At 49.8% G+C, this 25,289-nt stretch carries 15 protein-coding genes; 11 read left to right on the top strand and 4 right to left on the bottom strand.

Translation table 11 applies throughout. The features are described 5' to 3' along the window. Window positions 1–409: 409 nt before the first annotated feature. From M2277_RS01930 to M2277_RS01905, 6 genes are all read left to right on the top strand, one after another. Window positions 410–2,449, top strand: coding sequence for an alpha-galactosidase (locus tag M2277_RS01930; protein WP_481857759.1), 2,040 nt, complete (start codon window positions 410–412; stop codon window positions 2,447–2,449). A 61-nt stretch (window positions 2,450–2,510) separates the two neighbouring features. Further along, a complete protein-coding gene (locus M2277_RS01925; protein WP_481857758.1) occupies window positions 2,511–5,087 on the top strand; it encodes a carbohydrate-binding protein in 2,577 nt (858 codons plus the stop codon). Window positions 5,088–5,228: 141 nt separating this feature from the next. After that, window positions 5,229–7,538 carry a glycoside hydrolase family 95 protein gene (locus M2277_RS01920; RefSeq protein WP_280754006.1) on the top strand — a complete coding sequence of 770 codons (2,310 nt, stop codon included), beginning with the start codon at window positions 5,229–5,231 and terminating at the stop codon, window positions 7,536–7,538. 380 nt (window positions 7,539–7,918) lie between these two features. Beyond that, window positions 7,919–8,764 carry a sce7726 family protein gene (locus tag M2277_RS01915; RefSeq protein ID WP_280754005.1) on the top strand — a complete coding sequence of 282 codons (846 nt, stop codon included), beginning with the start codon at window positions 7,919–7,921 and terminating at the stop codon, window positions 8,762–8,764. Between the two features lie 5 nt (window positions 8,765–8,769). After that, a complete protein-coding gene (locus tag M2277_RS01910; protein ID WP_280754004.1) occupies window positions 8,770–9,705 on the top strand; it encodes a sce7725 family protein in 936 nt (311 codons plus the stop codon). Between the two features lie 17 nt (window positions 9,706–9,722). Then, entirely contained in the window at window positions 9,723–10,793 is a 1,071-nt protein-coding gene (locus tag M2277_RS01905; RefSeq protein WP_280754003.1) for an RES family NAD+ phosphorylase, read from the top strand. 85 nt (window positions 10,794–10,878) lie between these two features. Here M2277_RS01905 and M2277_RS01900 read toward each other — a convergent pair whose 3' ends face one another. Both M2277_RS01900 and M2277_RS01895 read right to left on the bottom strand, forming a co-directional pair. Further along, entirely contained in the window at window positions 10,879–11,772 is an 894-nt protein-coding gene (locus M2277_RS01900) for a carbohydrate ABC transporter permease (protein WP_280754002.1), read from the bottom strand. A gap of 20 nt (window positions 11,773–11,792) precedes the next feature. Beyond that, window positions 11,793–12,770 (bottom strand): ABC transporter permease, encoded by a 978-nt coding sequence (locus M2277_RS01895; RefSeq protein WP_006211556.1) that lies wholly within the window; start codon window positions 12,768–12,770, stop codon window positions 11,793–11,795. Window positions 12,771–12,943: 173 nt separating this feature from the next. On the opposite strand from M2277_RS01895, the gene M2277_RS01890 reads away from it, so the two are divergent. The 4 genes from M2277_RS01890 (at window position 12,944) to M2277_RS01875 (ending at window position 20,236) form a co-directional block, all read left to right on the top strand. Beyond that, entirely contained in the window at window positions 12,944–14,485 is a 1,542-nt protein-coding gene (locus tag M2277_RS01890; RefSeq protein WP_280754001.1) for a response regulator, read from the top strand. After that, the gene (locus M2277_RS01885) at window positions 14,463–16,301 is read left to right on the top strand and encodes a cache domain-containing sensor histidine kinase (protein ID WP_280754000.1); all 1,839 of its coding nucleotides are present in this window, start codon (window positions 14,463–14,465) and stop codon (window positions 16,299–16,301) included. The genes M2277_RS01890 and M2277_RS01885 overlap by 23 nt, the downstream gene beginning before the upstream one ends. A 118-nt stretch (window positions 16,302–16,419) precedes the next feature. Next, complete coding sequence (locus tag M2277_RS01880; RefSeq protein ID WP_280753999.1) at window positions 16,420–18,033, top strand: ABC transporter substrate-binding protein; 1,614 nt, start codon at window positions 16,420–16,422, stop codon at window positions 18,031–18,033. A 91-nt stretch (window positions 18,034–18,124) separates the two neighbouring features. Further along, window positions 18,125–20,236: an alpha-galactosidase gene (locus M2277_RS01875; RefSeq protein WP_280753998.1), complete on the top strand. Its 2,112-nt coding sequence runs from the start codon at window positions 18,125–18,127 to the stop codon at window positions 20,234–20,236. A gap of 95 nt (window positions 20,237–20,331) precedes the next feature. Here the strand turns inward: M2277_RS01875 and M2277_RS01870 are convergent, their stop codons facing one another. Together M2277_RS01870 and M2277_RS01865 are read right to left on the bottom strand one after the other, a co-directional pair. Continuing rightward, a complete protein-coding gene (locus M2277_RS01870) occupies window positions 20,332–20,817 on the bottom strand; it encodes a DUF3221 domain-containing protein (RefSeq protein ID WP_152825609.1) in 486 nt (161 codons plus the stop codon). Between the two features lie 68 nt (window positions 20,818–20,885). Then, window positions 20,886–21,779: an AraC family transcriptional regulator gene (locus M2277_RS01865; RefSeq protein ID WP_006211551.1), complete on the bottom strand. Its 894-nt coding sequence runs from the start codon at window positions 21,777–21,779 to the stop codon at window positions 20,886–20,888. Window positions 21,780–21,944: 165 nt separating this feature from the next. Here M2277_RS01865 and M2277_RS01860 point away from each other — a divergent pair, with 165 nt between their 5' ends. Then, window positions 21,945–25,283 carry a DUF5107 domain-containing protein gene (locus M2277_RS01860; RefSeq protein ID WP_280753997.1) on the top strand — a complete coding sequence of 1,113 codons (3,339 nt, stop codon included), beginning with the start codon at window positions 21,945–21,947 and terminating at the stop codon, window positions 25,281–25,283. The last annotated feature ends 6 nt before the right edge of the window (window positions 25,284–25,289 follow it).

Raw genomic sequence — 25,289 nt, 5'->3', positions numbered from 1 at the left:
GTTTTCACCATGATATCCTGTACATATGAAGTGAATATCATTTAGCGCATCTGCGCACGTTCCTTAGATGGAGTGTGCGCTTTTTTGCATTTGGAGGAGGAACTTCAATGATGGCTAACCAAACCACAGGTTGGCTGGCTTGGGTGGACTTAAATACCCCCGAGTATTGGCACGACCAGAACGTTCTATGGATTCCTTAGCGTAAAGGGCCATATTGCATTTCAACAACGGCATCGTTCAAGAAACGTTACATCCCGATATGGATCGGAAGATCGTTGTATAGTAAGCGCTTTACCCACGCTTCTATAATGGTAGCAAGCTGCGAAAGGCGTGTTCACCAAACGGCTTCAATGCAGCACAGATGCAAGTGTAAAAAGGAGGCAATCTACAAGTGATAACGAATCGCGATATGGCCGTGAAGGTGGGGGTGAATGCCGATACTCACGTTCGGGTAACAAACGGCTTGATGGCCCTTGAAGTGGATCTGGTAAAAGGCGAGTACGCTTATGCAGGCAGCAAGGGATTTACACTGCAAGCCGTGCGCAGCGGCTTCCGGTGGCATGGCCGGGAATACCATACGGGGAATTATGACCGCCACGTTATGGCAGGTCAGCCCGAGAAGATTGAGGATGCATTCGGAACAGGCGTGCACGCCGTAATTCAGCATGAATCCGACCTGCTTCCTGGACTGGAGCAGCATTTTTATGTTTACGAGGGAGCTTCGTTCTTCATCTCTCGGGTCGTCGTCGTAGGGCAGGAGGAAATCAAGGTCAACCGCATCGCGGTTGTGAGCACCCAAGCGGTATCGAGCGGGAATGAGACGGTTCCGGATGAGGCGCTGCATGTGCTTCGCGTTCCTTATGATAATGACAAATGGGTGCGTTATCTGACAGAGACGGCTCCGCTGGAAACCGAGAGTTATGAAGTGACGGCCTTGTTCCAGCCGGATAGCCGGAGCGGGCTGATTCTCGGCTCGATCAGTCATGATGTGTGGAAGACCGGGATTCGCGTGAAGGGAGAGACGCCGAAAAGACTGGATGAACTCGAAGTGTACGCAGGCGCAGCGGACATCATGACCCGCGATTCGCAGCCCCATGGTCATGTGAGAGGAACGCGCATCGAATCTCCGCTGGTTTTTGTAGGGGTTTATGACGATTACCGGGCAGGGCTCGAAGCGTATGGGGAAGCAAACACAAAGGTTGCGCCAGCGCTGACATGGGAAGGCGGCGTCCCGATGGGCTGGAACAGCTGGTCAGCGGCGATGAGCACGCTGGATTACGAGCTGTATACGGCAACCAGCGATTTTCTGAAGCGGGAGGTTCAGCCGCAGGGTTTTCACAATGAGAACAGGCTGTACATTAATTTCGATGCCTTCTGGGATCGGCTTACACCGGCCGAGATGGAGGATGCCTTGCGAAGGGTCCGCGAGAATGGGCATCGGCCCGGTACATACTGGACGCCGTTTGCATTTTGGGGAAGTCCGGCTGGGTTCGGCAGCCCCGTTGAGGGCACCGATGGGAAGTATACCTATGGCGATATCCTGCTTCGTGATCAGGATGGCGAGATTTTGCCGGATATTGCAGGCGGACTTGCGATTGATCCTACGCATCCCGGGAATCTGGCCCGAATTGATTGGTACATGGATAAATTCGTAGCCGAGGGCTTTGAGTACATCAAGCTGGACTTCATGGCGCACGGGGCTCTGGAAGGCAAGCATTATAACCCGGATATTACGACGGGGATCGCTGCATACAATTACGGTCTATCATATCTGACGGATAAGCTCTCTCCTAAGCGTATCGGCAGACCGTTCTTCATCAACCTGTCGATCGCGCCGCTGTTCCCTTATTCCTATGCGCACAGCCGCAGAATCTCCTGCGATGTGTTCGGGACGATCCAGGACTCGGAATATTTGCTGAACTCGCTGACGCACGGGTGGTGGATGAACGATACGCTGTACCGTTTTAACGATCCGGATCATGCCGTGATCTATAAAAGCTTCAATCAGGACTCGACGACCCGTCACGAAGGGCGAAGCCGCCTGACCGCGTCCGTGATCTCGGGCACGGTGCTGCTGCTGGGCGATGATTTCCGTCATGAGGAAGCCGCATGGCGCGCCAAGAACTGGCTGGGGAATGAGGGGATCATCGAGATTGCCAGACTGGGCAGAACCTTTGTCCCTGTCGAGGGGAATCTGGGCAAACATGCTGCGGATACGTTTGTGTTGACACATCCAAGCGAAGCGGGAACGGCTTATATTGCGGTATTCAACTTCGATGGGGCCCAGTCCGCACAGAAGACCGTATCCTTGGCGCGCTGTGGGCTGGATGCTCACGCTTCTTACAAGGTGCTGGACGTGTGGGAAGATACGGTCGCTGAGGCCAATGAAACACTCGTGGTTGAGCTGGCGCCAGCCGAGTCGAAAATCCTGAAGCTAAGTCCAAATTAAGAAGATGAGGAGGAGAGGTTCAGTGAATATCCCAATACACAGGTTCTTCCGAAGGTCATTCATGCTGTTCTTATCGATTCTGCTTGCAGGTGCTGCGCTTGGAGGCTCACTGGCTGCGGCGGAGCAGCAGGAGACGGCGAGTACGACGGCGGGAAGCGTCCTATCTTACGAGGCGGAGTCCACTCCGAACACGTTGACCGGGAATGCGGGCGTTGTCGATTGCGGCTTTTGTTCAGGCGGGCAAAAGGTCGGCAATCTGTATGGCGGCTCCTCGCTGAAATTTAATCAAATTCAGGTCGATAAAGCCGGTGTCTACGATATGAATATGTTCTACATCTCCGGGGATTCCCGCGCGGCTTCGATCTCGGTGAACGGGGCGGAGAAGGAGAACTTCAGTTTTCCGAAAACAGCGGATTGGGACACGATGGGCACCTATAAGATTCAAATTGTCTTGCATCAGGGCAGCAACACGATTCTGTTCGATGACGCAGGCGGTTACTCTCCGGATCTCGACAAGATTGAGCTGAGCTATCATTCTGCGGGCGATGACGGATCAGGCAGCGATGGGAACATTGGCGATCTGGGCCGGCAAAAACAAGTCACTCCCTACGGCGGCTCCATCACCCTAACCGAGTATGCCAAGGGCTTCAAGGTATCCAATCCGACGTATGAGCTGATGTACAACACCTCAACCGGGTTGTCGCAGTTCAATTGGAACGGCCAAGCGGTCGCCAAGGGGTTATACAGCGAGATTGAACTCGACCAGATGGTGGCGAGCACCGATTACAAACATCACAAGTTTAACAAAAATCAAATTATCCCGTTTCAGGATGCAACCGGCGAGGGCATCAAGGTAACAGTCGTGAATGAGCACGGCGGATTGCCATCGCTTAGTCAAATCTATTACATCTATAATGACGGACCGTATTTACTTACGGAAACGGCAGCCTCACACAAAACGGAGCTATCTACGGCGAATATAGCACCCATTGCGATGGAAGCGAGGGGCGGCATCGATATCGGCAGCTATGACGATAACCGGGTTCTCGTCGTCCCGTTCGATAATGATGCGTGGTCCAGATATCAGGCGAAGACGATGAATACGGGTCTCAACAACGATCTGTACATCAGCTCGGAGCTTACAGCCATCTATGACAATACGAGCCGGAACGGCCTGGTCATCGGTTCGGTAACGCATGACACGTGGAAGACCGGCATCTATTGGAGCGGCTCGAATGATAAATTGAATACATTGCGTGTATATGGCGGATTTACGTCATCCACCTCCACGTGGGACACGATCCCGCATGGAAAAGTAACGGGCAAGCAAGTTGCTTCGCCTAAGATCATGGTCGGTTTTTTCGAGGATTATCGGACCGGTCTTGAGGAGTTTGGTCATGTGAATGCAGCCATCGAGCCTCCGTTAGCCTTTGGCGAGGGTATTCCTCAAGGCGTTCCGGTCGGCTGGAACAGTTGGGGAGCGTATGACAGTGGTCTGAGTTACGACAAGGCGGTTTCCGTCTCGAATTATTTCAGAGATCATACTCAGGATGAGTCTTTTAACAATGAAGGTCATATCTATATCAATCTCGATTCCTACTGGGATAATATGACCGATCAGCAGCTGAGCGATCTGGTTCAGGTGATTCACGGCAATGGACAGAAGGCGGGCATCTATTATTCGCCATTTGTGTATTGGGGCAACAACATGGAGCAGGTAGTGGAAGGGACGAATGGTCAGTACAAGTACGGTGACATTGTGCTTCGTGATCCGGAAGGCAATGTGCTGCCAACGCTGGACGGTGCATACGCCGTCGATCCGACGCATCCCGGCGTGAAGCAGCGGATCTATTATTATATGAATAATTTTAAGAGCAAGGGCTTCGAATATATCAAAATCGATTTTCTAAGCCACGGGGCAATGGAAGGCAAGCATTATGATCCGAAGGTTCAAACCGGCATACAGGCCTATAACCAAGGGATGGCTTACCTGAATGAGGTGCTGGACGGCTCGATGTTCATCAGTGCTTCCATCGCGCCGCTGTTCCCTAGCCAATATTCGCACAGCCGCCGCATCTCCTGCGATATCGACGGCAGCATCGGCAGCACGGAATACCAATTGAACAATCTGACGTACGGCTGGTGGCAGAACGGAACGATCTATCATTATACCGATCCGGACTACATGCACTTGACCAAGGGCGGATCGATAGAAGGAGCGCGTTCGCGCGTGAATGCGGCTGCCATCTCCGGCACGGTCTTCCTGAATTCGGATGATGTAACCGATGCAACGGCCCGGCAGTACATGGAGACGCTGCTGACGAATCCGGAAGTGAATAAGCTTGCGATGAAGGGCAAGGCGTTCCGGCCGGTAGAAGGCAACACGGGCACGCAGGCCGCGAACGTATTCGTGCTGGACGATCAGGGAACCCACTATGTAGCCGTGTTTAACTATACTCAAGTCTCGGCACAGCGCACCGTGGATCTCGTCCGGGCAGGTATTACGTCCGGAGGGTCGGCGTCCTATACGGTGACGGACCTGTGGAGCGGTGAATCCCGGACGGTGTCTGGCACTTCGCTGGATGTGGTGCTGCAAGCGGCTGAATCCAAGCTTTTGAAAATTGTCCCTAATCCATAACAAGTCGTCATCGATTCATTATGTACATCTACAAGTTCATCGCGGTTCTCGGCTCCATCCGGGGATCGCGATTTCTTGCTTTTGCTGTAAGGATAGTGCTTGTCTCCATACTGGAAAATCAAATGAAGAGGAGAAAACAACATGACAGATATGAAACTATGGTACACGAAACCGGCTCAGAGCTGGACGCAAGGACTGCCGATCGGCAACGGCCGAATGGGGAATGTGGTTCTGTCCGCCCCGCATCGGGAAGTCTGGAATATTACCGAAACCACCTACTGGTCCGGGCAGCCCGAGCCGGTCCAGGGCCGCAGCAATAGCCAAGCGGATTTGGAGCGGATGCGGCAGCATTTTTTCCAGGGTGATTATCGCGGAGGTGATCGACTGGCCAAGGAGTATCTGCAGCCGGAGAAGCTGAATTTTGGCACGAATCTGGGACTATGCCAGGTTATTCTGGATTTTGAGCAGAACACGAAGCCAGAGCCAGCCTTGGATTCTAGTGGAGAGGCGGAACCGCTGTTCCACCGGGAGCTGGATCTGGATGAGGCGGTTGTGCGTTCGGCTTGCGAGGTGGAAGGGATGGAGATGGCGCGGGAGGTATTTGCTACCCATGCGGATCAGGTGATGGTATCCCGGATACGGAGCCATGGTTCGTTAGGCGTGACATGCAGCATCTCGATTCAGGGGGACAACGGTCCTTTTCAAACCACGGTTACAGGGAAGGACACAATCGAATTCCAGGGGAAGGCATGGGAAAACATTCACAGCAACGGCGAGTGCGGCGTGTCCTGCCAAGGCTTGCTGCGCGTAGTGGCAGAAGGTGGGCAGTTGAGCGGCTCTGCTGGTACCCTTACGGTCGCGGGCGCGGCTGAGGTGTCGATTTATTTTGCGGTGAATACGGATTACCGTCAGGAAGGTGAGAGCTGGCGAGCGAAAAGCGCGTTGCAGCTGGAGCAGGCCATGCGGAAGGGATACGAGGCGCTGCGGACAGATCATCTTGCGGATTATCAGCCGCTGTATGCACGCGTAAGTATGGATCTGGGAAGCTCGGTGCACTCGGGTCTGCCAACGGATGAGCGGATCGCCAGGTTCAAGGGGGGGCAGTTGGATGACCCGGCGTTGTTTGCACTGTTTTTTCAATATGGGCGGTATTTGACGATCAGCGGTTCCCGCGAAGATTCTGTCCTGCCGATGCATCTGCAGGGGATATGGAATGACGGTGAGGCCAACAAGATGGCCTGGAGCTGCGATTATCACCTGGACATGAACACCCAGATGAACTATTTTCCGACGGAGGCGGTGAACTTAAGCGAGAGCCATCGGCCGCTCATGCAGTATATCCAGGAATTATCCGAGGCTGGTCGCTCGGCAGCCCGACATTATTACGATGCCGACGGCTGGGTGGCGCATGTATTCTCCAACGCGTGGGGATTCGCGTCACCGGGGTGGGAGACGTCCTGGGGCCTGAACGTGACGGGCGGGCTGTGGATCGCCACGCATATGATGGAGCATTATGCTTACAGCCGCGACGAGATGTTCTTGGAGGAGCTGGCTTATCCCGTTCTGAAGGAGGCAGCGGCCTTTTTCATGGATTACATGACCTTACATCCGAAGTATGGCTGGCTGGTGACCGGACCGTCGAATTCGCCGGAGAACAGTTTCTATACGGACAATCGGGAGGAAGGGCATCAGCAGCTGTCCATGGGTCCGACCATGGATCAGGTCCTGGTCCGGGATTTGCTGGAGTTCTGCCTGAAAGCCGCGCAGACACTGGGCAGGGACGAGGAGCTTCAGCAGAAGTGGCAGGCTGCGCTGACTCAGCTTCCGCCGCTGATGATCGGCAAGCAGGGGCAGCTGCAGGAATGGCTGGAGGATTACGAGGAGGCGCAGCCGGAGCACCGCCATCTGGCGCATCTATTTGCCTTGTATCCAGGCAGCCAGATCACGCCGCACCATACCCCGGAACTAGCTGCGGCCGCCCGAGTGACCTTGGAGAAGCGCAACAGCCGGGCCGACCTGGAGGATATCGAGTTTACCGCCGCCCTATTCGGTCTCTTCTACGCCCGACTGCATGACGGTAACCAGGCCGTCCAGCATATTGCTCACCTGATCGGAGAGCTCTCCTTCGACAACCTGCTCACCTACTCCAAACCCGGCGTAGCCGGTGCCGAAGCCAACATCTTTGTCATCGACGGCAACTTCGGCGGCACCGCCGCCATTGCAGAAATGCTGCTGCAAAGCCACGAAGGCGAGATTCATCTCCTGCCTGCACTGCCGGCCATATGGCCTACGGGCAGCGTGAAGGGGCTGAAGGCGAAAGGGAATATTGAGGTGGATATGAGCTGGGAAGATGGGAAGTTGGTTGAGGCGAGGGTGAAGGGGAATGAGGACTGGAGTGTGAAGGTGTTTTATGGGGGGAGGGAGAGGTGGGACTGCTCATGGAAAGATTAATGGAACGATTTTTATGGTCGGCATAATAAAGCTTTATGAAATAAATTACTTTAAGGGATAAACGTCTTATTATGGGCTGAATTCAATATGGATAATATAAACAATCCTCTGGTTCTAATTAGAGGGTTGTTTAGAATGAAACACTGTTTTGGCTTTGATATCTCTAAATTAGGAGATCATTTGTACTTAATCACTTTAGAAAGAAAAAGTAATAATGAAGAGCGAAAATGGCTAAAACTAATTTATGTGCACTAATTTACGATTTCAATAGTGTCAGGGGAGTATTAAAAAATGATTTTAAGTAGCAATCAGAATGGATATACTGTATGCTTTAGACAAAAAGATTTGAATTGAATTTCTTAAGAAGTCAGGTGAAAAAAATGAGTAATAATACTATTCTTAGCCGAGTATTTACTCAAAATACTTTTAAAGATTTAATCAACGGAAAGCCAAATGAAGTTTACATCAACTGTGTTGAAAGGTATACAAGCAATACAGTTGATCTCGAAAATAAGTTTGTTATTGATCAAATATATAAGTTTTTAACACTGGAGTACCGTAATGAATATTTTTATAAAAATACTTTATTAAATAAGTTACTTCTAGGAAGACATAGTATTAAAAGTACAGTAGCATTAACAGAAATTCCAATTAGAAAATCAAAAGCAGATTTTATTTTAGTTAACGGTAAGGCAGTGGTGTATGAAATCAAAACAGAATTGGACTCATTTGATAGATTAGAAAATCAAATAAATGATTACTACACAGCGTTTAATAACGTTTGTGTAGTAACTTGTGAATCCAATTATGACAAAATAAATTCTCTTTTAAAAAAGACAGATGTTGGAATTTATATTCTAACATCTAGAAACACCTTAAGTGTTAGAAAAGAGCCAGTCGAGAATAATTCCAAACTCAATCATCATTCGCTTTTCGGAGTTTTAAGGAAGCATGAATTTGAACAAATAATATTAAAACATTTTGGAGTGTTACCTAAAACAAATCAATTTAATTATTATAAGGAATGTCTCAAAATGTTTGAAAATATTGATATTATGAAAGCTTATAAATATACACTTTCTGAGCTGAAATCTAGAAAGCTTAAGAAAATTGATGAATATAAAAAAGTACCATCTCAATTAAAATTTCTAGTCTATTTTTCAAATTTCAAGGATAATGACTATGACAAATTAAATATTTTCTTAGAGAGAAAAATAAGGGGGTAAGGAAAATGTATTTTCCATATCTACGAGCTAAACAGTTCGAATTAATTGCATTAAGAGAATTAGTAGAATACGGATTGATTGGTACTAAAATATTTCCAATTATCGAGCCTGTTAAGTTCTCTTCTACACTAATAAAAACAATTGAACAGTTTAGCATTGAAAAAAAATTCATAGGTGTAGTACGTAATCCACAGGTAGGGAACTTTATTAATGAGATAGGGAATGTCAATAATGATAAGTCAGCAGAAAAGTTAATTGAATTATTGAGAGTTCAGACTGTTCTTAGTTCGCACATTACAAACGAAAATTCTGTTTTTGATTTAATGAAGTTAATCGAACAAGGCATCAATAAAAACGATATTATTTTGATTCATAATAATAGAGATTATTTAAGTCAATATGCCGACACATTTCACGATACAGCAGCACGATACAATTTAATACCTGATGAGAGTGTTTACAGAAGAACAGTTAGACATAATAGAATATTATTTAATGATAAGTTTGCAAAAAAAACAAGGAATACGGATTACACTGAGGACGAAGATGAATTTTTCTCGGACGATCATTTATACTACGAAGAAGATGGATATAAGGGATTTTCGGACTATTCGATTATTGGCTCGGATTATAATGAGACTGGATTCGCTCCATATGCGGTTGCCATACATATTGTATATTTTGATACTAAGAAAAATCTAAGAATTAGGCACTTTGTTTCTGATTCAAATAAAGATACAAAGGATCCCGCTGGTAAATTTGGTGAAGCTTTACTCAAGCTCGTTGAGTGGAACAAAGCACAAAACTTAAATACATATGGAATTATGCAATTAATTAGCCATTTCAAAAAAGGAACTTACCCTGGTCTTGGAACAGTAAAGAAGTTATCGCTTATGCACCATTTTGAGCTTATGAGCAATTTTTTAGAAGAGGTACAATAGTTATGATATGTTGCTCGATGTGTTTCAAGGATCCTGAAATCAAGGCAATCATAGAAGGACTTCAGGTAATAGGGGATTGTGACGTTTGCGGTAAGAGTCATGTCTATATATATGATACTGGCGAACCTAATACTGATCTAATTCAATTGTTTGATGGTTTACTTGATATTTATATTCCATCAGCTAATCTTCCTGATCATTTTCCTAAAGAAAAGAGAGATTTTTTACGTAATGAGCTTTTTGAAAAATGGAATATATTTAACATCGAAAAAGAAAAGATAGAAAGATTAATGAAAAATATCTGCAAACAGAGATATGAAGAAAATCCGAGTGTTTTTGATGAACCAGTTGGTATTCTTTCAACCGAAGATGAAAGCTACATTAAAAACAACTCCATTCTTAAAGGTTACGCGTGGGAAGATTTTGTAAAAGGAATTAAGGGTGATAACAGGTTTCATACTGATTTTTTTAATTTAGAAATTCTTAATACGTTTTTAAAATACGCTCAAAAATCTTATGAAAAAGGAACTATTTTCTTTAGAGCAAGGATATCTGATGTAGGAGGACTAGAAAGAAATAAAATGGGTGCCCCTCCTGTGGGTATAGCAACAGATGGACGTGTAAATGCTTCTGGAATTAGTTGTCTTTATTTATCATCAGAGAGAGAAACAACTATACATGAGATAAGAGCTGGTACTCATGACTATGTCACAATAGGTAATTTTAGGCTAAAAGAAGATATTTCAGTAGTTAATCTTATGAAATTGCATCAAATATGTCCTTTTCGTACAACAGATGACATTGATTTTATTCAACATGCAGTAAATAGAAAACATCTAGAAAAAATAGGAAATGAAATAGCTAGACCTTTGAGACGACAGGATAGCCCGCTTGATTATTTGCCCACTCAATACATAAGTGATTTTATTAAAAGTAAAGGTTATCAAGGAATTGAGTACAAGAGTACAATGTATGAAAACGGAAAAAATCTTGCTATCTTTAATGAAGATCTATTGGAATGTATAGATGTTTCAGTTGTGAAGATAAAAGAAATAAATTATAGGCACAACCCCGAATCAGTGGAATGAGGAAATGATTGTTATTATATTATAATTCGTAAGAGAGCCCTTACCCCTCCCGGGTAAGGGCTTCACTTTCTTTCCCAACAAACCCCTAACTCTTAATAGCCCCCATCATAATCCCCTTCACAAAATACCTTTGCACAAAAGGATACACCATAATGATCGGCAGCGTGGCGACCATGGTCACCGCCATCCGGATGCTTTCGCTGGATACCGGGATGCGCTTGGAGCCCTGCGCAAGCTGCTGCGCGTCGGATATCATGCCGGCGGTTTGGAACTGGTTGAGGATCTTGACCAGGACGGCTTGCAGGGTCTTGAGCTCTGGCTTGTAGGTATAGACATAGGAGTCATACCAGGAGTTCCAGTGGCCGATGGCCAGGAACAGGCCAATTGTGGCGAGCACCGGCACGCACAGCGGCATGATGATGCGGAAGAACGTCTGCAGGTCGTTGGCGCCGTCGATTTTGGAGGATTCCTCGATCTCGCCGGGGATCTGCTCCATGAAGGTACGCACGAGAATCATCAGGAAGACGCCGATCAGGCCGGGGAAGATGTAGACCCAGAAGGAGTCGATCAGTCCCAGGGATTTGATAATCATATAGGTTGGAATGAGGCCGCCGCCAAAATACATCGTGAACACAAAGAAGAAGGAGAAGTATTTCCAGCCGAGCAGGCTGCGCTTGCTGAGCGGATAGGCGAGCAGCGTGATGAAGAAGATGGAGGCCGCCGTTCCGACAACCGTCCGGAGTACGGTCACCTGAATGGCGTTCCATATCTCCGGATTCCGGAAGATGGTCACGTAACTCTCGATGGTAGGCACTCTTGGCCAGAAGTACAGATTACCCCGCATCGTATCCGTTGCATCGTTCAGGGAGATGACCAGGATATTCCAGAAGGGATAGAAGGTCACGAGAAAGATGCCGGCCAGGAATACATATAAAGAGGCATCAAAGATACGTTCGGGCATGGTTTTTTTGCTGATCATGGGTGGACCTCCTTATGTGTTTAGAATAGGGACTGGCCGTTGAGCTTCTTCGCCGTATAGTTGACGATGACCACAATGATGAAGGCCACAACGGAGCTGAACATGCCGACGGCTGCTGCATAGGAGAACATGCCGTTCTGGATACCGTAACGGAACGAATAGGTGGACAGGACGTCGGAGTAATCCCGCGTCAAGTCGTTGCCCAGCAGGAAATGCTGGTCGAAGCCCGCATTCAGAATGCCGCCGAGTGCCAAGATCAACAGAATGACAATGGTCGGTTTCAGATGAGGCAGGGTGATGAACCGGATCTGCTTGAATCGGTTCGCGCCATCCACCTTGGCAGCCTCGTACAACTCCGGGTTAATGGACGATATCGCTGCCAGATACATAATCGAGCTGTAGCCCATATCCTTCCACGTATTGCCGAGCGCGACGATCCACCAAAAGTATTTTCCATTCTGCAAGAATAAAACGCTTTCATTGGTGATATGGAAGAACTTCAATATGCCGTTTATTGCACCGTCTGAAGACAGCAGGGTGACGATGATATTTGCCGCAATTACCCAGGAAATGAAATACGGAAGATAAGAGGCGGTTTGCACCGTCTTTTTGAATTTCACGTTCTTGATTTCGTTAATCGCGATGGCGATCAGGATCGGCATCGGGAAGGAGAACAGAAGCGTGATCAGCGTGGAAGCCAGCGTATTGCGCATAACGATCCAGAAGTCGCCGTTGTTGAAGAAGTAGCGGAACCATTCGAAGCCGACGAACTCGCTTGTGAACAGGGTCGACCAGAAGCCGCCCAGGGTAGGCTGGTAATTGACAAACGACATGTATAAACCAACCATGGGCGTGTAGGCAAATACAATGGCCCAGATCAGACCTGGCAGCATCATCAGGAATAGATATTTCTGCTGCTTCAGAATGGCCCATCGTCTTTTTCCGGGAGGACTTATGTTGATGTCACTCCGCGTCTGTAGTGTTGTAGCAGGTTTCATATGGGGCACCTCGCATCTCAAGTTATCTAAAATTATAAGACTCCCAAAAAAAGAGTGTCGATATGACAATGTAACGAATGATGCTTGAAAATAACTTACATTGTTTGTTCCCATAGTTAAAATGGCGAAATCGCTATAATATTAAGGGATAAGCTGACACAGGGGGTATGAACATGTATAGCATTTTTCTCGTGGATGACGAAGAACTAGAGCTTGAGATGATCCGAGATTATATTCGTTGGGAAGAGATGGGGATATATGTCGCCGGAACAGCCCTGAATGGCAGGGATGCTGCTGAGAAGATTGAAGTGATCCAGCCTGATATCGTGCTGACGGACGTCCAGATGCCTGTGATGAACGGACTTGATTTGGCTAAGCAGGTGAGTGAGCAGTTCGACTGGATTCAGTTCGTATTCCTGACCGGACATGATGAATTCAATTATGTGAAGTCAGCTTTGAATGTGGGAGCGGTCGGCTATTTATTGAAGCCGCTGGACTTAAGTGAAATTGTAAGCGTTATCGATAAAGTGAAACGGCGCTGCGAGGAAGTACGGATGAAGAACCGTTCGATTCGCGTGACCAAATCCAATATTGTTAGAGAAATGATTTTTGAGAAGAACGAGGAACGCTTATTGAACCTGGCTGGCAGCTACCATAAGCTGTCCCGTGATTCGGAGCCGAAGACGTATACCCTTGCTCTGCTGAGTATCGATAGTCAAAGCGTCACACCATCGGGACTGTCCATGGAGGATGGCCTGGCACGCCTTCAGACTTATATGGAGGAATGGCTCGCGGATAAAAAGCTGCAGGCTGACTTTGTTGTCTGCCGGGAAGGGGAGCTTGGCATCCTGATGGATGCTGCTTACCATCTGAGCCGGTTTACTTGGGAAGATGTGCTGAAGGAGATGCAGGGTACGCTCGGCTTTACGATGACGGCGGCTGTCAATGAAGAACCGGAGGAGCTGTCCCGCGTCCAGGATTTATACCGGGAGACGCGTTTCATGCTGGAGGAGATGTTCTACGTGGGGAACGGGAGAGTCATCTATGCCAAGGATGTGCAGCGACAGCTGGGGAGCCGCCAAATTCCTCCCTTTCAAGAGGCCGCTTATTTTGAGGATATTCATCAGCTGGCATTGGAACAGGCCGCGCAGAAGCTGCGGGAGTTCTTCAGTCGGCTGGTTAAACTTCGGATTACGAAATCGGAGGTATGCGACTTTGCGATTGGCGTGGTGGAGCGTCTGCTGGAGCAGATTCATGAACCGATGATAGAGAGCCACAAGCGGGCAGAGCTCTACCAATCCATCTATCAATGTCGGACGATTATGGAGATCGAAGCGATTGTCTTGGAATTTGCCCGGCATGCAATCGATACGCTGGAACACCGGTTCATGGACAAAAATGCGAGACTGGTGCATCAGGTGAGAACGACCATCGATCAGACCTTTCATCAGGCCATTACCATCAACAGCTTGTCCGATCAGGTATATCTGTCTCCCAACTACTTGCGTTCCATCTTCAAAGAGAAAACCGGGATGACGATCCATGATTATTTAACGAGAATTCGCTTGAGCAAAGCCAAGGAGCTGCTGGCTGACGATTCCCTGAAAGTCCAGGATGTCGCTCAAAGGGTCGGTTACGAGAGCACGTCCTACTTCATTTCCTTATTCCTCAAGAGCCAAGGAGTCACGCCTAATGAATACCGAAAAAGCATATAGCCCACTCGGAAGGCTGGGCCGTATCGCGAGGTCCTTCCCACTCGGCCAGAAGCGCGCGTATTCCAATTGGCGGCTTCGGCACAAGTTCTTTTTTATCTTCCTGATCGTGATCATCCTGCCGTTCTCGCTCTTGATCTATTACTCGTATTCCTCGACCCGCAGCACCATTACGGAGCATACCTATACCGCGCTCAACGGATCGCTGGCACAGATTAACACGAATGTGGAGAAGCGGCTGGAGTATTACAATCAACTGTCGAACATTCTCTACATGGATGCCCAGCTCCGTAATTACCTGTCTACCGATTATGAGCAGGCTTATTATTATCTGGATGCATTCCAATATATCAACCGCACGCTGCCGTCCCTGATGACGCTGAATGCCAACATTCTGGGCATTACGATTTATACGGGCAACCATACCCTCTATTCCGACGGTCAATATGTCAAATATACGGAGGAGCTAGCCCCATCGTTAGAGGAACAGGTGCTGGAGGCCGCGGGAAACACGGTGTATTTCCATTCCGAGGACTTCCGGGCCGAAGATGCGTCAATCACCATTGCGCGTTCATTGAGTTATTTCAGCCTGCAGCATCCGTACGGCATTCTGACCATCGACATTAACGATAATGAATTTTACTCCCTGATCAAGATGGAGAACTATAACAAGAGCGTCTATATCATTGACCAAAATGGCAGCGTGATCAGCACGGGAGATCAGGAGCTGAAGTCGAACCAGCTGTTTGACGTATTTCCCATTCAGGAGAAACTGACGGAGGACGACGGTTATTTCGATATTCGAATACACGGGCAGGAACGCTTTTTTACATATAAAAAGCTGAGTAACGGCTGGGCCACGGTCATTACCGTGCCATATGACGAGCTGCTCGCCAATACAAACAAGGCGACCAGGAATATCATCTGGTATTCTGCCGTAGCGATTGGCATCGCGGTCCTGCTGCTCTATTTTACGACCAAGTTCATGACAAAGCGCATCGAGGTGCTGCTGCAGCAGATTCGGAAGGTGGAGCGCGGGGATTTCCGGCTGTCGATCAAACCGATGGGGCATGACGAGATCGGCCAGGTGTCCTTTGCATTCAATAAGATGGCCTCTACCATTCAGACCTTGATCCATGACGGGTACGTGAAGGAGATAGCAAGGAAAGAGTCGGAACTGAACACCCTGCAGGCGCAGATCAATCCCCATTTTCTGTACAACACCCTGTCCTCGATATCTTCCCTGGCGTTGAAGGAAGGGGCGATGCAGGTGTATCAGATGGTTAATTACTTGGCCAAGTATTACAGGGTATCGCTGAATAAGGGGAAGCGCATCATTCTGCTGGAACAGGAAATCAATCTGGTGAAGAACTATGTGGCGATTCAGAAAATACGGTTCCGGGACAAGCTGCATATGCATTATGACCTCGATGAGCAGCTGTTCGGGACCACGACCATCAAGCTCATTCTGCAGCCGTTCATTGAGAACTGCATCAATCATGCCATATGGGATGAGTCGGGGATCAACATCATTGTGAAGGTGAGGCGTGAGGGTGACGGCATTGTACTTCAGGTTATTGATGATGGCATCGGGATGACGCCGGAGCAGCTGGATCAAGCCCTGAATAAATCCGGCAATCTGTCCGGGTATGGCGTGAAAAATGTGGATGACCGGATCAAGCTCACCTACGGGGAGGAATATGGCGTCAGCATCTTCAGCCGACTTGGCATCGGAACGGCGGTTACCATTCGGATACCTGTAATCTCCGATAGGCATCCCGAATATCAACTGGACAGGCAGCAGCCCTTGTTGGAATGACAGACGTTTTGCATTATGAATTGTAAGATTGCGTTATAGAACAATGAACTCCCTGTTTTTACAATGATAGATATATTCGATCACATGAATATGACGACCTTAGAAAGGGGTTCAGGGTATGAAGAAACTAAAATTGATTCTGGCAGCAGCCCTTGTTATGACAACGCTTTCGGCTTGCGGCGGCAACCAGAAGGCGGCATCGGGCGGAGACAGCGGTACGGAAGGGGACAGCAGCGCACCCATTACGTTAACCTGGTTTGACCAAAATACGGGGGATGCCTTCACCAATCCGGTCGCGCAAGTGATTACGGAAAAGACGGGGGTCACCGTTGAAATCCAGCAGCCTACGGGCAATCCGGTAGAGAAGCTGAATCTGATGCTGGCCAGCGGCGATCTTCCCGATGTTATTTTGATGAGTCGTGGAAGCGATATCATGAACAAATATATTACCTCCGGTGCGGTCATTCCGCTGAATGATCTGATCGAAGAACATGGACCTAATATTCAGAAAATGTACGGCGATACGTTGACCAAAACGAGAAGCGAGGACGGCAACAATTATTATTTCTCCAATTGGTACGGCCTGGAGCAGTACCCGGTGTTCGGATTCATGATGCGCAAGGACATCATGAAGGAGCTCGGCATCGGCGATAAGATGGACAATGGGGAGCCGTTCACGGCGGAAGAATTCGAGGCATTGCTGGTGAAATTCAAAGAAAAATATCCGACCATCGACGGCAAAGAGAGCATTCCGATGTCACTTAATGGCGAGAATATCGGGAGCGTCAGCGGCAGCTTCAAAGGGATGTACGGCATGATGCCGTATTACGAAACGAACGGTGAGCTGAAGAAGGACATTCGCGATCCCCGCTACCTTGCAATGGTTAAATTCCTGAATTCCCTGTATCGCAAGGGGCTGCTCGATAAGGAATGGGCCACGATGAAGACCAAGCAATACGAGCAGAAGCTGGGCAACGGCAATGTGTTTGCTACAGCGGAAGCGCTGTGGAATGTGGGCAATGCGAATGCGCTGCTCAAAACTGAAGCCGCCGATAAGGCCACCGAGGACGAGCGCCAATTCTATCAATATAAAGTGCTGGCCCCGGGCATGAAGCCGGATGAGGCAACCTACGGACCGAAGAGCTCTCTGGGTTGGGACGGGGTCACGATCAGCCGCTCCAACAAGGATCCGGTCAGAACGATGAAGCTGCTGGATTTCCTCGCCAGCGAGGAAGGCCAGTACCTGCTGATGTGGGGGGTTGAGGGCGAGCATTGGGATATGAAGGACGGCAAGCATGTGCCAAGACAGGAAGTGCTGGATGCTTTCAAGAAGAACTGGGACGAGGCCTCTCGTACGACCGGTATCCGCAAGTGGACCTGGATGATCAAGAACGGTCCCGGCGAGGACGGCACCCCGTATGACCTGATGGGCCGTTACCAAACCGATCCGGTCACGGATCTGGCGATTAAGAATCTGGCGGACACATCCTTTGATACGGCACCTTATGACAATTTGGGACCTGCAGGCGGAACGCCGGAGGCCATCATGGAGACGAAGGTGAATGATACGATCAATAAATATTTTCTGAAGATGGCCCTGTCGCCTTCCGAGGATCAAGTGGTGGAGTCTTATAACCAGATGATGGCAGAGGTTGAGGCAGCTGGACTTGCCAAGCTGGAAAAGATCTATACGGACAACTATAACCAACGTCAACAATTATGGGATAAATAATCGTGCTGAGGGGAGTCAGAAGATGCTTCGTCTTTTGGCTCCCCTTTGCTCTATGATCCAACATCAATGCGCGGCGGAAGGATGATATTCAGTGACCATTCAATATCAAGAGTTGCATCGGGTCTTTGCCATTCAGACCCATCACAGCACTTATCTATTCGGGATTAACGACCAAGGCAGCTTGCAGCATCTGTATTGGGGACAGCCTGTCGGGGTGGAAGATGCGGCACGGCTGCTTCAGCCGAGATCACATAGCTCGTTCGACGCGGAAGTGCATTCGGAGGTAGAGGAATACAGCTTCTGGGGCGGAGTCAAATACAGCGAGCCCAGCCTGAAGGTCCGCATGTCTAACGGCGTGCGCGACCTGTCGGTTCGTTATGCCGGGCATGAAACGGTGGAGCGGGATGGCAGGCAAGCCCTGGTCATCACGACGAGAGACGACGTGTATCCGTTTGAGGTCCAGCTGGAATACCGGGTAATCCCTGAACATGACCTCATCGAACGGACAGCCCGGATCGTGAACCGCGGCGAGACGGATATCGTTCTGGAAAATGTGCAGTCTGCCGCTTGGGTTATGCCGTATCTGGCGGATTACCGACTCACGCATGTGACGGGAAAATGGTCCGGCGAGTTCCAGCTTCGGAACACCTTCCTCAGTGAAGGGAAGAAGGTGCTGGAATCCCGAAGAGGTTTTACGGACAGCCATGCGAACCCGTGGTTTGCGATGGATAACGGACAGGCAACGGAATCGGAGGGGCAGGTCTGGTTCGGCGCGCTGGCCTGGAGCGGGAACTGGAGAATCACGGCGGAGCGGACGGTGTTCGATCATGTTCGTGTGACCGGAGGCATTCATGATTTTGACAGCGAGTGGGTACTCGGAGCAGGTGAAACCTTTGATACCCCTTGCTTCGTTGGGGGGTACAGCAGCGGCGGCTTCGGCGGGATGAGCCGACAGCTGCACCGGTACCAGTATTCGGACGTGCTGCCGAGTGGTGAAACCAGGCCTGTGCTGTATAACTCCTGGGAAGCGACGTATTTCGATGTGAACGCCACCGATCAGATGGCCCTCGCCGAGCGAGCGGCACACATGGGCGTTGAACTGTTTGTTGTGGATGACGGCTGGTTCGGGCAGAGGAATCACGACCGAGCGGGGCTGGGCGATTGGTACGTGAACCGGGAGAAATTCCCGAACGGCCTGAGCGAGCTGATCGACAAGGTACATGAGCTCGGAATGGAATTCGGGATCTGGGTGGAGCCCGAGGCCGTCAATCCGGACAGCGATCTGTACCGTGAGCACCCGGATTGGGTGTATCATTTCGCGACACGGGAGCGGTCCGAGCTTCGCAATCAGCTGCTGCTGAACATGTCCAAGCCGGAGGTTAAGGCGTACATTCTGCAGTTTATGACCGACCTGCTGGAGAAGCATGACATCAAGTTCATTAAATGGGATATGAACCGGACGGTGACGGAGCCCGGAATGAAGGATCATCCGCTGCACCGCCAGAAGGAGATTTGGATTCGCCACGTACAGAGTCTGTACGAGATCTGGGCGGAGCTGCGGCGCAAATTCCCGCATGTGGCGTTTGAGACCTGTGCCGGAGGCGGAGCGCGCATTGATCTTGGCATCTTCCGTTATGCGGACCAGGCTTGGCCGAGCGATAACACCGATGCTTTTGACCGTCTCAGCATTCAAGAAGGCTTCTCGTATTCGTATGCGCCGCGGATGATGACCTGCTGGGTAACCGAGTCGCCGACCGGCATGAACAAGAGAGAAGTATCTCTTAAGTACCGCTTTCACAGCGCCATGATGGGGACACTCGGTATCGGCGCAAACCTCAATGAATGGAGCGATGAGCTGATGGAGCAGTCGGCCGCGTATGTCTCGCAGTATAAATCGATTCGTCATTTGGTCCAATTCGGCAGCCAGTATCGGTTGTCCTCGCTACAGCATAAAGGCGTAACGGCCGTACAATATGGCAGCGAAGACGGAAGCGACAATGTGCTGTTTGCGTTCCTGCACAGCCAGAAGCTGGGCGAACCGCTGCCAAGATTGCGGCTTACAGGGCTGCAAGCCGATCAGCCGTATGCTATTGAGGGAGTGGAGGGCGAGTGGAGCGGCAGGGCTCTGATGAACATCGGAATTGAGCTGCCCTTGCGCGGGGATTTTGACAGCTTGGTTTATCGGATACAGATTCAAGAATAGATGCTGTCTACCGGAACGGAAACGTCGTGTTGTCTTATAGACGATACGGCGTTTTTTTGCCGTTGACTTCTACGCTTACGTCAATATTATCGTTGCTAGCCCTCTATTGTAAATTCCATATCCTCCACTACATCGGATTGGCCGTCAAGCATGACAACGGTCCAAACATTCTTCGCCTCGGAATAATGTATCGATTTAACAAACGGCAATCCGATCGTGTTAAAGTGGTCCAATGTCCTGATAATGACTTCTTGCTGAGTGAGTCGGGATGTTTCAGGCTGTTCGGTTTTGATGATATCTATGTTCTTAGCTGAAGCTTGGGCAGGATAGGAGGTTTCGATGCCGCCATCGAGTTCAATGGAAACTTTTTGACCTAACGCTATATTTTTCTTGGTTCTTATCCAAATCGCGTCATTTAATTCGGATTGTTCATCGTAATGGGTTACCAAGATCCTGTTCCCTTCTTGTTGAACGACATACCCGATATACTTAGGCTCAGGTTGGTCCGCGCTATCACTGTTATTACTGCAACCACAGATAAGGATAGCCAATATCATGAAGACAAGCAGAGATTTGTTCATCGCTTTTTCCTCCTGAAAATAGTAAGGGCTAGTAGACGTGGTAAAGATCGAATCGGGCGGCGACGAGACTACCCCTTCCGGGTATCCCGATAATCGGAAGGGGACTTTCCCATGATTTTTTTGAACAGCCGCGAGAAGTAGTACGGGTCCTGGAACCCGAGCCGGTGGCTGATCTCCTTGATGCTCTGGCCGGTCAGGTCCAGATGCTGGCAAGCGAGCTGGATCTTGAGGCGCAGGTAGTAATCGATCGGGGAATAACCCGTCGCTTCCTTGAATCGGAAGGTGAAGTGAGGGACGGACAGATTGGCATAAGCCGCAAGCTCCTTCAGGCTCACATTGCGCTCCAGATGCTCTGTCATGAAGCGCAACGTCTCGTCCAGATCGTGCTTGTGCGGCGGTTGAAGCCCATGCTGGGGCTGAAGCCGGGCAAGCCGGATGATAGCCGCCAGGTGGCCCGCCAATTGCGAGACATGGATAATATGGTTCAGCGTATATCCCTTTTGCAGCAGATCATAACTCTCCTGGAACAGCTCCACCATTCGCCGCGATTGATCGACCGGAATGACCGCCGGTTCCGCGGCGTCGCTGAAGCCTTCGTAATAATCGCCCGCAGATTGCCCTTTCATATGCCACCAGTAAATACTCCAGGGCTGCTGCTCCGACGAAGCATACGCATGCGGAGTACCCGGCGGAATGACAACCACCTGGCCCTTGAGAAGCCGGAACGCTTTATGGCCGTTCATCCGGCACCAGCCTTCTCCATCCACGCAATACATAACGATGTAAGCCGCGCTGCCTTCCGGACGCTCCCGATAGTGATGAAGCGCACGCGGGAAATATCCAATGTCCGTCACATGCAGAGGCTGAACAAGCGGATGCCGGGCAGCTTCTTGCATAATATGATCCGGCAGGACGATAATTTTCTGGGATTGAAATCCGTCTGATTTTCGTAAATTATCCATAGTTATACTATGATTCGGGGGCTGGTGTTTGTCAACCGTGTGGAATATGAAAAATCAGAATATAATCCATCATGAACATGAGATCGTCAATGGCTCCTGTGAACTCGGACTACTAAGATAGAAACAGAAGCAGCCGAGTTTACGAAATCGAAAGGGATGATGATCATGACACAGCCATCGCAAGTAAGGGTATGGGAGCAGACGGTGGAAATCCCCACGTATGAGGTGGGCAAGCCGGACCGCAACCCCATGTTTCTGGAGAAACGGGTATATCAGGGGAGCTCGGGGAGAGTATATCCGCTACCTGTCATTGATAAAATTCACAATGAGAAGGTGTCCAAGCCTTACCGAATCATTTTCCTGGAAAATGATTATGTCCAGATTCAAATCATGCCCGAGATTGGCGGGCGGATTTACCGGGCTATCGACAAAACCAACAACTATGATTTTGTGTACTACAATCAAGTGATCAAACCGGCTTTAGTTGGACTTGCCGGCCCCTGGATTTCCGGGGGGATCGAATTCAACTGGCCTCAGCATCACCGTCCGAACACCTATGGGGAAGTGAATTGGAGGCTGGAAGGGAATCCAGACGGCAGCCAAACGGTATGGGTCGGCGAGATCGATCGAATGTACGGAACGAAGGTGTCCACCGGGTTCACGCTCTATCCGGGGAAGGCTTATCTGGAAATTCATGCGCAGATGTACAATCGCACCTCGGAGCCGCAGACCTTTCTCTGGTGGGCGAATCCGGCCGTGGCCGTCAACGATCACACCCAGTCCGTATTCCCGCCGGATGTTCATGCGGTGTTCGACCATGGGAAACGGGATGTGTCGAAGTTCCCGATTGCGACGGGCACCTACTATAAGCAGGACTATTCCGCAGGCGTGGACATTTCCAAGTACCGCAACATCCCGGTACCTACTTCCTATATGGCCTATCATTCGAATTACAATTTCGTGGGCGGGTATGATCATAGCTTGGATACGGGAATTCTGCATGTCGCCAATAAACATATCTCCCCCGGCAAAAAACAGTGGACGTGGGGTCACGGCGAGTTCGGCCAAGCCTGGGACCGCAATCTGACCGACGAAGACGGTCCGTACATCGAGCTTATGACCGGCGTATACACCGACAACCAGCCGGATTTCACCTGGCTCGCGCCTTACGAGGAGAAGAGCTTCAAGCAGTACTTCATGCCGTATAAAAACATCGGCATGGTGAAGAATGCTTCCATCGATGCGGCTGTTAACCTGGAAATCCAGGGCAAGCAGGCGGTTGTACATGCCTATACCACCTCGGTTAGGGAAGAGGCTCGCATTCTATTGACGGGAGGGGGACAGACGTATTTGGACCGTAAGGTCAAGCTGTCCCCTGCCGATACCTTCAAGAGCGTGATCGAGCTGGATCACGATGTGAATGAAGAGAATTTGAGGCTTGCGGTTATTGCTGCGGACGGCAGCGAATTGGTGTCCTACCGACCGAAGCCGCGCGGATTGGAGCGAACTCCGGAACCGGCCCAAGCGATTAGTGCACCGGAGGAATTGAAGAATACCGAGGCCCTTTACTTGGCAGGGCAGCATCTGGAACAGTACCGGCACGCCACTTATGAACCGGAAGCCTACTATACGGAAGGACTTCGGCGCGATGCGGGGGATGTGAGGCTGAACAACGCCTACGGATTGCTGCTGCTGCGCAGGGGCTGCCTGGAGCAGGGTGAAGCCTATTTCAAAAAAGCCATCGAGACCCTGACTCGCCATAACGCACGTCCGTATGACAGCGAGCCGTTCTACCATTTGGGCAAAGTCCTGAAATGGCAGGGGCGTCTTGATGAAGCATACGCTTATTTCTACAAGTCTGTCTGGTCGGGAGCCTGGCAGGGTGCGGGTTATCTGGCATTGGCGCAGATTGCCTGCGAGAAGCAGGAGTATGAGGAGGCGTTCGAGCTGATCGAACGATCCCTGGCTGCCCAGTACCGGAATTACAAAGCGCGCCATCTCAAGAGCATCATCCTAAGAAGGCTGGGACGCTTGACCGAAGCGGAACTGTGGCTTCAGGAAACCATCAAGCTGGATCCGATGGATGCGGGTGCGAGAAATGAGCTGGTGAATGTATATCGAGAACAGAAGCAAGAGGATACCAGTCAGCGTACTTTGGAGTCGCTCTTCCAGCTTATGCGTGACGATCCGCACCACTATATCGCCCTTGCCCAGGATTATGCGGATGCGGGGCAGTATGGCGATGCCTTGGACATTCTCAAATTTATCGAACGCCGTACCAGTCCTGCGGTATATCCGATGGTTCATTATTATCAGGGCAGCTACCACATGAAAATGAACCAAGAGGAAGAGGCATCCGCCTCTTATCGAATGGCCTCTGCGGCCGATCCGTTCTACTGCTTCCCGAATTCCCTATATGACTATGTAACATTGAAGCAAGCGCTCAAGGTTTATCCTGATGATGCCAAGGCGTTGTATTACCTAGGGAATCTGCTGTATGACAAGAAGCGCTACGAGGAAGCCGTAAGCAGTTGGGAAGCGTCAGTTGCTCTGGATGACAGCTTCCCTACGCCGCAGCGGAATCTGGCGCTGGCTTACTATAACAAAAGGCAGGACCACGCCCAGGCGCTGGCCTCCTTGCAAACCGCGTTCTCGCTGAACCCGGCGGATGCCAGAGTCTTCTACGAGCTGGACCAGCTGTATAAGAAGTTAGGGCATGCCCCGGCTGATCGCTTGAAGGCGATGGAGGAGCACATGGAGCTGGTAGAGCTGCGCGACGATTTATATCTGGAGTACATTACGCTGCACAACACGTTGAATCGTTACGAGGAGGCATTGGCATTGATTCTGAAACGTCACTTCCATCCATGGGAGGGCGGTGAGGGTAAGGTGCCGACGCAGTACGTACTGGCTCGGGTAGAGCTCGCGAAGGGTCTGTTGATGGAGCATCGATATGAGGAAGCCGTGACGCATTTGCTTGCAGCCAAGCAGTATCCGCTCAACATCAATGAAGGCAAACTCACGGGCGCGCAAGAGAATAACATCGACTATTATTTAGGCTGTGCGTACGAAGGTATTGGCCGACCGGAAGAGGCGAAGATATACTTCCAGCGAGCATCCGAAGGGCTGGATGAACCGACAAGTGCGATGTATTATAACGATCAGCCGCCGCACATGATTTTTTATCAAGGGGCTGCGCTAAGACAGCTGGGCAGAGAGCTTGAGGCGCGGAGTCGCTTCAACAAGCTGATTGATTACGGGGAGAAGCATATATTCGAGCCGCAGAGCATCGATTATTTTGCGGTATCGCTGCCGGATTTCCTCGTGTTTGACGAGGATCTGAACAGAAGAAACGAGATTCACTGCCATTATATGATGGGCCTTGGCTATCTCGGCCTAAATAAACGGCAGGATGCTGAGAAGCACTTGGGGCAGGCGCTCAAGCTGGAGCCTCATCATCAAGGAGCGGCGCAACACTTGGCGCTGTGCTCGGCTTCCATCTAATTGTGT

It is taken from the genome of Paenibacillus sp. LBL (assembly GCF_029893715.1).
Lineage (GTDB): Bacteria > Bacillota > Bacilli > Paenibacillales > Paenibacillaceae > Paenibacillus_AQ > Paenibacillus_AQ glucanolyticus.
This window is presented reverse-complemented; position numbering and strand designations above follow the sequence as displayed.

Coding starts and splice junctions, on each gene's coding strand:
- M2277_RS01930 (WP_481857759.1), top strand. CDS start 410: ATGGCCGTGAAGGTGGGGGTGAATGCCGATACTCACGTTCGGGTAACA.
- M2277_RS01925 (WP_481857758.1), top strand. CDS start 2,511: ATGCTGTTCTTATCGATTCTGCTTGCAGGTGCTGCGCTTGGAGGCTCA.
- M2277_RS01920 (WP_280754006.1), top strand. CDS start 5,229: ATGACAGATATGAAACTATGGTACACGAAACCGGCTCAGAGCTGGACG.
- M2277_RS01915 (WP_280754005.1), top strand. CDS start 7,919: ATGAGTAATAATACTATTCTTAGCCGAGTATTTACTCAAAATACTTTT.
- M2277_RS01910 (WP_280754004.1), top strand. CDS start 8,770: ATGTATTTTCCATATCTACGAGCTAAACAGTTCGAATTAATTGCATTA.
- M2277_RS01905 (WP_280754003.1), top strand. CDS start 9,723: ATGTGTTTCAAGGATCCTGAAATCAAGGCAATCATAGAAGGACTTCAG.
- M2277_RS01900 (WP_280754002.1), bottom strand. CDS start 11,772: ATGATCAGCAAAAAAACCATGCCCGAACGTATCTTTGATGCCTCTTTA.
- M2277_RS01895 (WP_006211556.1), bottom strand. CDS start 12,770: ATGAAACCTGCTACAACACTACAGACGCGGAGTGACATCAACATAAGT.
- M2277_RS01890 (WP_280754001.1), top strand. CDS start 12,944: ATGTATAGCATTTTTCTCGTGGATGACGAAGAACTAGAGCTTGAGATG.
- M2277_RS01885 (WP_280754000.1), top strand. CDS start 14,463: ATGAATACCGAAAAAGCATATAGCCCACTCGGAAGGCTGGGCCGTATC.
- M2277_RS01880 (WP_280753999.1), top strand. CDS start 16,420: ATGAAGAAACTAAAATTGATTCTGGCAGCAGCCCTTGTTATGACAACG.
- M2277_RS01870 (WP_152825609.1), bottom strand. CDS start 20,817: ATGAACAAATCTCTGCTTGTCTTCATGATATTGGCTATCCTTATCTGT.
- M2277_RS01865 (WP_006211551.1), bottom strand. CDS start 21,779: ATGGATAATTTACGAAAATCAGACGGATTTCAATCCCAGAAAATTATC.
- M2277_RS01860 (WP_280753997.1), top strand. CDS start 21,945: ATGACACAGCCATCGCAAGTAAGGGTATGGGAGCAGACGGTGGAAATC.